Origin of the sequence: Acinetobacter sp. MF4642 (assembly GCF_002018925.1) — a bacterium.
Lineage (GTDB): Bacteria > Pseudomonadota > Gammaproteobacteria > Pseudomonadales > Moraxellaceae > Acinetobacter > Acinetobacter johnsonii.
Genome location: NZ_MVON01000002.1, coordinates 177,349 through 185,468, shown reverse-complemented (window position 1 = coordinate 185,468; position 8,120 = coordinate 177,349). Strand labels below are relative to the sequence as shown.

Annotated in this window: 5 protein-coding genes and 1 rRNA gene; all 6 read left to right on the top strand. The window is 39.6% G+C overall.

Features of this window, described 5'->3' with window-relative positions; genetic code table 11:
• Positions 1-3: 3 nt before the first annotated feature.
• Positions 4-118, top strand: a 5S ribosomal RNA gene (gene rrf / locus MF4642_RS02230).
• 365 nt (positions 119-483) lie between these two features.
• Positions 484-1,842: an MFS transporter gene (locus MF4642_RS02225; RefSeq protein ID WP_078425160.1), complete on the top strand. Its 1,359-nt coding sequence runs from the start codon at positions 484-486 to the stop codon at positions 1,840-1,842.
• Positions 1,843-1,986: 144 nt separating this feature from the next.
• On the top strand, positions 1,987-2,547 hold the full coding sequence (locus tag MF4642_RS02220; RefSeq protein WP_162841296.1) for a DUF4256 domain-containing protein: 561 nt from the start codon (positions 1,987-1,989) through the stop codon (positions 2,545-2,547).
• Between the two features lie 962 nt (positions 2,548-3,509).
• Positions 3,510-4,988: a sodium-dependent transporter gene (locus MF4642_RS02215; protein ID WP_078425159.1), complete on the top strand. Its 1,479-nt coding sequence runs from the start codon at positions 3,510-3,512 to the stop codon at positions 4,986-4,988.
• Positions 4,989-4,997: 9 nt separating this feature from the next.
• The gene (locus tag MF4642_RS02210) at positions 4,998-5,141 is read left to right on the top strand and encodes a methionine/alanine import family NSS transporter small subunit (RefSeq protein ID WP_078425158.1); all 144 of its coding nucleotides are present in this window, start codon (positions 4,998-5,000) and stop codon (positions 5,139-5,141) included.
• Positions 5,142-5,464: 323 nt separating this feature from the next.
• The gene (locus tag MF4642_RS02205) at positions 5,465-8,110 is read left to right on the top strand and encodes an isopeptide-forming domain-containing fimbrial protein (RefSeq protein ID WP_078425157.1); all 2,646 of its coding nucleotides are present in this window, start codon (positions 5,465-5,467) and stop codon (positions 8,108-8,110) included.
• The last annotated feature ends 10 nt before the right edge of the window (positions 8,111-8,120 follow it).

Here is an 8,120-nt window from a genome sequence, read left to right as displayed (position 1 = left end):
TGTGCTGGCGACAATAGCAAGAGTGAACCACCTGATCCCTTCCCGAACTCAGAAGTGAAACCTCTTAGCGCTGATGGTAGTGTGGAGTTATCCATGTGAGAGTAAGTCATCGCCAGCTCATTAATTCAAATCCCCCTAACTTAACGGTTAGGGGGATTTTTTTATGCAACATATATTCAATAATTTAAATAAAGAATTATTAAGTGGGTAAGAAGAGAATTAGAGCGGAGAATACACGCTAAATTATACAAAAATACATTTATATAAATGAAAATTATGTGAAACATCTACCATTTATCAAATAATTTGATGTAGTGCAAATTATTTTTCGTCATTTTCATACAACTTTAGTCTAATTTTTTCAAAAAAAGCCGTTTCAATCGTTTTATTTATAGACAAAAACTGAATTATGATTCATTTTATGTAAAAGTGAATTTTAATTCATTTTTTATAATAAAGCTCACAATTGGAGGTGAGGGAAAAATGACAGCGACAAGAATGAATGTAAATGCTGTAATCGATCAGGCTAAGTTTAAGCCTTTTCATTTAACGGTTGTTTTGTGGTGCTTATTCGTCGTCTTGTTTGACGGTTATGATTTAGCAATTAACGGTGTGGCTTTACCGCTTTTAATGAAAGAGTGGGGCATGACGGCCGTTCAAGCGGGAATGTTAGCCAGTACTGCCTTAGCAGGCATGATGTTTGGTGCAATGTTATTTGGAATGCTGGCTGATAAAATTGGCCGTAAAAAAGTCATTATTATCTGTGTTACGTTGTTCAGTGGATTCACTTTTGCGGGTGGCTTCGCATCAAACCCGACTGAATTTGGTATTTTACGCTTTATTGCGGGTCTTGGAATTGGTGGTGTATTACCGAACTTGGTCGCTTTAACTTCGGAATATGCGCCGCAGAAGTTTCGTAGCACCTTGGTGACCGCGATGTTTAGTGGCTATGCGATGGGCGGGATTATGGCAGCACTGCTAGGTGTTGCGTTTACACCGACCTTCGGCTGGAAGATCATGTTTTTCATTGCTGGTATTCCATTACTATTTATTCCAATTTTATGGAAATTCTTACCTGAATCAGTCACTTTTTTAGTGAAAGACCAGCAAACAGAAAAGGCACGCAGCATTATTCAACGTCTGGTACCTGAAGAGACTGTAACTTCAGATACTGTTCTAGTGCTGAACGAAGCGAAAGTCCCTGATGCATCTGTCGCTGCCTTGTTTAAAAATGGCCGTGGTATGGGTACAGTTTTATTTTGGTGCTGCTTCTTCATGTGCTTATTGATGGTTTATGCCCTAGGAAGCTGGTTACCAAAACTGATGATGGCTGCGGGTTATTCGATGGGCAGCAGTTTAATGTTCCTCCTTTCCTTGAACATTGGTGCGGTGATTGGCACTGCTGGTGGTGGTGTGCTTGCGGATCGTTTCCACTTGAAACCTGTCATTATTAGCATGTTGACTGTCGGGGCATTTGCATTGGTGGGTTTAGGCTTTAATTCACCACAACCTGTAATTTATTTATTGGTTGCACTTGCAGGAGCTGCTTCAATCGGTTGTAGTATTTTACTATATAGCTATGTGGCGCAATATTATCCATTGGCTGTTCGTTCAACTGGGTTGGGTTGGGCATCAGGAATTGGCCGTGTGGGTGCAATCGTGGGTCCAATTGTCATTGGTGTATTGTTGGGCATGGAATTACCACATAAGTTGAATTTTATTGCTGTGGCAATTCCTGCGGTACTTGCTGCGATAGCAGTTTCTTTTATCCGTTTAAATAGTGCTGAAGAAGCAGTTAAAACTCAGGTGAAAGTTTCAAGTTCAATCAAAGCATCTTCTTAGTTAAATCTTAAATAAATAAAAGGCTCTCGTTGTGAGGGCCTTTATTTTTTTCAAAATAGATGTACCGTTGGATGGTATTTGATCGTGTTTGAAGGAGAGTGCTATGCTAAAGGCAGCTTTAAATAGGGCAGTACAATAACAATGATTAAGCAGCAGAAAAAACTCGAACCTGAGCAAAGTGAACGTTTATTCAACATCCTAGAACAGCGTTTTCAGCAGTACACTGAACGTCATATGCAAATTAGTTGGGCATTTGTCCGGGAAAAACTTTTGCAGTCTCCGGAAAAATTATACGCGTTACAACAAATGGAAATGAGTAGAGGTGAGCCTGATGTCGTGGTTTTACCGAATACACAAGATGTGTATTTTTTTGATTGTTCGATTGAGTCACCGAAGGGGCGACGGAGCATGTGTTATGACCGAGAGGCACTATTGAGTCGCAAGGATCATCCGCCTGAAAATACAGTGCTCGATTGGGTACAGGCGTATGGCTTAAGCTTAGTGACGGAACAACAGTATTATCTTTTACAGCAGATCTTTAATTTTGACTTGAAAACATCCAGTTGGGTTGAGACTCCAGCTGAATTACGTCAGCAAGGCGGGGCAATTTTTTGTGATCAGCGCTATGGTCGTACGTTTACCTATCATAATGGCGCTGCTTCGTACTATGCGAGTCGAGGATTTCGGACTTATATTCAGCTTTAACTGTGGAATAGAGATAAAAAGAAACCCCGACATCCTGTCGAGGTTTCTTTGTATTTCAGTGTTTAGATACAACTCCTGTCATATCTCACATCCTGATGCTCAAACTGATTATTGTTGTTTTAAGTTTGGGAAACGTCCTGTTTCCTGATGATTTAAATATACATGGCGGTGGCTGTTGTTCATACAGCATTTTAACCACGCTATTTGTAAGCCTAAGCTGACAAAAGTGAATGGCTTATAATTTTTGCTTAGTGCTTTAGATCAGCATCTTTTAAATAGTCTGATGAATGCTGGATTGATCTAGTGAAACTGATGATGTTCTACGCAATGACTGGCTTTGGTGGTTTCTCTTTTAAATATAGAGCATCACTGGTATCGCGCAGTTTTAAATACGACTGCACTGTAAGTACGGAACAGTATTAAAAAGTTGTATGCATGCATGTGATGTTCATCAGAAAGATGATCAATCTTTCCAGATGGAGTGAATATTTGAATAAAAATGTGAAAAGTAATGTTTTATGCAGGAGATTGATAGCTTTAGCGTCCTTTAGATTGATTTTTTCAGTAGGTTGAGTATCGATGCAGGATCTTGAAATTTTATGAAGGAAAATAGGCGCAATAAATCATTCCAAAAAGTTTGTTAATTTATAACTAATTTTGTACAATAAATAAGCTGATTAATTGAACGGTTGAATCAGCACACATTATAAAAATGGAATATTTGAAGTATAAATTACAGAATATTTTTATAAAAGTGAGTATTGTTGAACCATATAAAAGGGAAGTTTAATCGACACACTTTAACCAAGGTTTTGTGAAAACTCCTCTGTTTGTCATTTAGAACCTTGTACCCAAAAGGTCGAAGCTAAATCAAACACTCAAGATTAATATTAAATGGTTCTTTTTTGTTGCGAGATAACCAAATAAAAAGCAATTAAAAGGGACCTAGGTTTAGGTGTTTTATGTCAGGAACTCGTGAAAACTGGACATCACGATCTGGTTTTATTATTGCAGCTGTAGGTTCGGCTGTAGGTTTAGGTAATATTTGGCGTTTCCCTTATGTTGCTTATGAAAATGGTGGCGGCGCCTTTCTTATTCCTTATTTATTGGCGTTAATTACCGCGGGTTTACCACTGTTATTTTTAGATTATGCAACGGGACATCGTAGTTCGGGGTCACCACCTAAAGCCTATCGGGCTTTGTTTAAAGGCGGTGAAACGCTGGGTTGGTGGCAAGTCTGTGTGTGTATCATCATTGGTTTGTACTATGCCAGCGTACTGACGTGGGCGGGTAGCTATGTTTACTTCTCGATTGGTCAGACTTGGGGCAGTGACCCTGAAAGTTTCTTCTTTAATACCTACTTACAAACTTCGAAAGCAACAGGTTTCGATTTACAGTTTGTAAGCCATTTATTTTGGCCAATCGTAGGAATTTGGGCGCTGACCTTAATTATTCTGTTTGGCGGGGTTAAAAAAGGTGTTGAATTATCGAATAAGATTTTCATGCCTTTATTGTTCGTTTTATTTACCATTTTAGTAGTGCAATCACTTCGTTTACCAGGTGCCGCAGAAGGCTTAAATGCATTCTTTACGCCAAACTGGTCTGCGATGATGGACTATAAAGTGTGGCTGGCGGCGTATGGTCATACCTTCTTCTCGCTTTCTGTGGGTTTCGGGATCATGGTGACTTATGCATCTTACTTAAAGCCAAAGACCAATTTGACAGGCTCAGGTTTAATCGTTGGTTTTGCCAATGCTTCAACTGAAATCTTGGCGGGTATTGGTATTTTTGCTGCATTAGGCTTTATGGCGCATGCCGCAGGCAAAGAAGTTCAAGATGTGGTGAGTGGTGGTATCGGTTTGGCATTTATTGCTTTCCCGAAAATCATTTCAAGTCTTGGTGCAGGTGCTGATTTATTCGGTCTATTGTTCTTCTCATCATTATTTGTTGCCGGTATTTCTTCTATGGTTAGTATCTTGGAAGTGCCAATTGCAGCGATGCAGGATAAGTTAAAATGGAGCCGTAAAAAAGCAGTTACCATTATCGGTGGTGGTAGTGCACTGGTTTCAGTGATCTTATTCTCAAGTGTGAATGCGATTAAATTGGTAGATATCGTGGATCACTTTATCAATAACATTGGCATTGTGGGTGGCGCGCTTGTTTCTATTCTTTGTATTACTTGGTTTAAGCGTTCAGCATTGATTGAGTTGCGTGATCACGTAAACCGTATTTCCACAATTCAACTCGGTAAGGGTTGGGCATTTACCTTGACCGTTATTACTTCACTCGTGTTATTAACGACGTTGAGTATGACGTTATTTAATTTGGTGAAAAATGGTTACGATACCTATAGCATGAGTCTGCAAGGGCTATTTGGTTGGGGCAGTGTGATTTTCTGTGCCGTTATTGCAATCGTACTCAGCAAAGTTAAAGATCGCTAGGAGAAAAAAATGAATACTTCAGCAATCATAATGATGGTGATTTCAATGTTGTTTGTTTGGGGTGGACTTGTGTTGTCTATTCTGCACTTGATGAAAAATCCAGAAGAGCTCGATGATGTTCTAGAAGATGTGAAAGACCAGCATACGTTGTAATACTTGATTTAAAGTTTAGTAGCCCTGAAATAGGTATCTACTTATTAAAAAACGCTCGATGAACTTCATTGGGCGTTATTTTTTCTATGAGAGTGTATGAGTTAGTGTCATCAACAGTTTCGATAAGCCTTTTTTTGATGAGTTGATTTGGAGCTTAGTGTTCACGTCAATTTGGCTTGAAATAAATAAGAATTTAAATGACCAGAAAGCATAAAAAATATCCTGTACAAATTTTATCTAATAAATATGCAATCACAATAACAACTATGATACAAAATAGTATAGAATTGTGACACAGTTTGTACTTTTGCTGGCTAATTCATATGAAAATTAACAAAAAGAAATTTTCTGCTCTGTCGTTTTTATTTTTTTTTTCATTAGAAGCACATGCATTTCCACAACCGGGAAGCTATATTTCTAACGTTGCATCTGGGGACTATACCGATGAGATGGGGAATGTTTTATTGGTCAATTCCAATCCCGTGGCATTGGAAGTGCAAAAAACGTACTCACTGACTTTAGTACAAAATCAAAACCAATATGGTGTGGTCGGTGGGGCGGTGAATCTGCCACATGTCTTAACCAATACAGGTAATACGGCTGATCGATATACATTGGGCCTAGTACAAAGTAGCACGGATAATTTTGATTTAAGTAATGTGAAGGTCTATGCAGACCGCGATCAAAATGGTTTACCAGATAATACTGAAGACTTATTGGTAGGTTCAATTGAGCTCAATGCGGGTCAATCTTTAGCAGTTGTGATTGTGGGTAGTATCCCGACCAATGTTTCTTTTAATCAGCTCAGTAGTTTAGACCTCAAAGCTGTGAGCCAGCAAAATACGACACTTTCTGCACAAGTCACAGATACGATTCGCGTTGTCGATGATGCTGTGATTTCTCTCGTTAAAGCGCAAAGTACAAGTGAAGGCAATATTGGTGATTTGATTACCTATACTTTGACCTATCGAAATACAGGGACAGCAACACGTCGTGTCGTGCTGCAAGATGTGTTGGATGATTCTTTAGAATACGTATCTGGGTCGGCAGTTTGGAATCAGAATAGCACTGCACTCACCGATGCAAATGATACAGAAGGATCTGCGAATACAGGAATAGCCTATCAACTTAAACCTGATGGGAAGAGTCTAGAAGCCAGTATTACGGCTGTTGCACCACTCATATCAGGCACATTAGCTTTTAAAGCCAAAGTGAAACAAGGTGCGACCAATAAAATTCCAAACACGGCAGGTTTTGTACAATACGATACAGACAGCACCACGGTAAAACTGAGCAGTTTCTCCAATACCGTCATTTACAACTTGGCTGCTGTCTATGGGGTGGTTTTAAATAATAAATCCAGTTCAGCAACGAACCTTGGTAACCCGAATGGCAGTCCCGATAACCTAGTGGTTCAAGCCAGTTTGAAACCAGGGCAAGAAGTTTTCTTTAATAACTATGTTTGGAACATTGGTAATACCACAGATACTTATAATTTAAGTTATAGCTCAAACAATTTGCCTAGCTGTGCCAAAGTTAATTTTTACACGCAGGACGGAAAAACTTTACTTACGGATACCAATGGTGACGGTAAAGTCGACACAGGTTCGATTTCAAATGCGGCGGTAAAACAAATTCAGGTTGGAGTATCGGCCTCTACAGGCTGTAGCAGCAGTGTCAGCAATATCAATATTGATGTGGTTGCGACATCCATTGCTTCAAGTACAGTCTCTGACCCGATTCGTAACCAAATTACAGCTTTAACTGCTGCATCCAGCAGTAGTGATTTATATAATGCTGACCAATCGGGTTTAGGCGTGGGGATCGTGGATAACGCCGGTCAACCCTTACGTACGGTTAAAGTTACTTCGGGTAAAGCGGTTTTTCCTTTGGTGGCAAAGAATAATTCAACCCAAGCCAATAACTATAATTTGTATGCATCCTTTAGCGCGATTGATGTCGCCAATATTATGCCTACCACTAAAACAGGTTTTAGCGTCAAATTTTATGAAGGTGATGCCAGCTGTCAAACGGTGGGTAAGCAAATTACCAATACGGGAACCTTAGGTGCAGGAGCAAGCAAGGCATATTGTGCAGTGATTGATGTTGACGTAAGCCAACAGAATTTTACAGCGCCGATTTGGTTTGCGATTCAATCACCAGTTAATCAACCAGCGGACTCGATTAAGAACCAAATTGAAAGTAATGTCGCACGCTTACTCACCCTGACCAATGATCAGCAAGGTCAGGTAAGTGTGGGCGGCACGATTGTCTACGCGCATACTTTAAAGAATTTGGGCAATATGGCAGAAGGTGCAAACGCAGGTTCTCAAGTGAATTTGAAAATTGTACCACTTAGAAATGATGGCTTTGTTTATACCCTTTATTATGATGCAAATAAAAATGGTCAGATTGATAGTGCAGACCAAATTATTAGCGCAACAACCAGTTTAAATCAGCTTTTGGGTAGTGCGGGCTTATTGGCGCAGGCTGATATTCAACTTTTACTTAAAGTTCAGGCGGCCCCTTCTGCAACAGAAGGTGTGGTGAGTCAGGCGGATATCGTGGTTGAAGTTTCTGATTTTAATGGCATTCATTTAGATAACTTAAAAAATACAGATGTGACCACGGTTGCAACGGGGCATTTACAGTTAGTTAAAACACAAGCAGCGAATAGTAGTTGTACCACTACTAATTTAGCATCTTTGAGCTATTCCACCCAGTTGGTTTCAGTCAAGCCAAATCAATGTGTGGTGTATAAGCTGACACTTAAAAATGATGGTGGTTCAGTGGTGAAGAATGTGCAGTTTAATGATGTTGTTCCAGCTTATACCAGCCTAGTAGGAACACCTGTCATTGTTCCGTCAGGTACAAATTTATCTTCTGGTGACAAAGTTTCTGCTTTGGTGAGTAGTTTAGATCCAAGCCAAGAAGCCAATTTCTACTTTGTTATTCGTGTTAACCCTTAAGAGTAGGCTC

Bases quoted from the DNA above. Each gene is read 5' to 3' on its own strand.
- MF4642_RS02225 (WP_078425160.1), top strand. From the start codon at position 484: ATGACAGCGACAAGAATGAATGTAAATGCTGTAATCGATCAGGCTAAG.
- MF4642_RS02215 (WP_078425159.1), top strand. From the start codon at position 3,510: ATGTCAGGAACTCGTGAAAACTGGACATCACGATCTGGTTTTATTATT.
- MF4642_RS02210 (WP_078425158.1), top strand. From the start codon at position 4,998: ATGAATACTTCAGCAATCATAATGATGGTGATTTCAATGTTGTTTGTT.
- MF4642_RS02205 (WP_078425157.1), top strand. From the start codon at position 5,465: ATGAAAATTAACAAAAAGAAATTTTCTGCTCTGTCGTTTTTATTTTTT.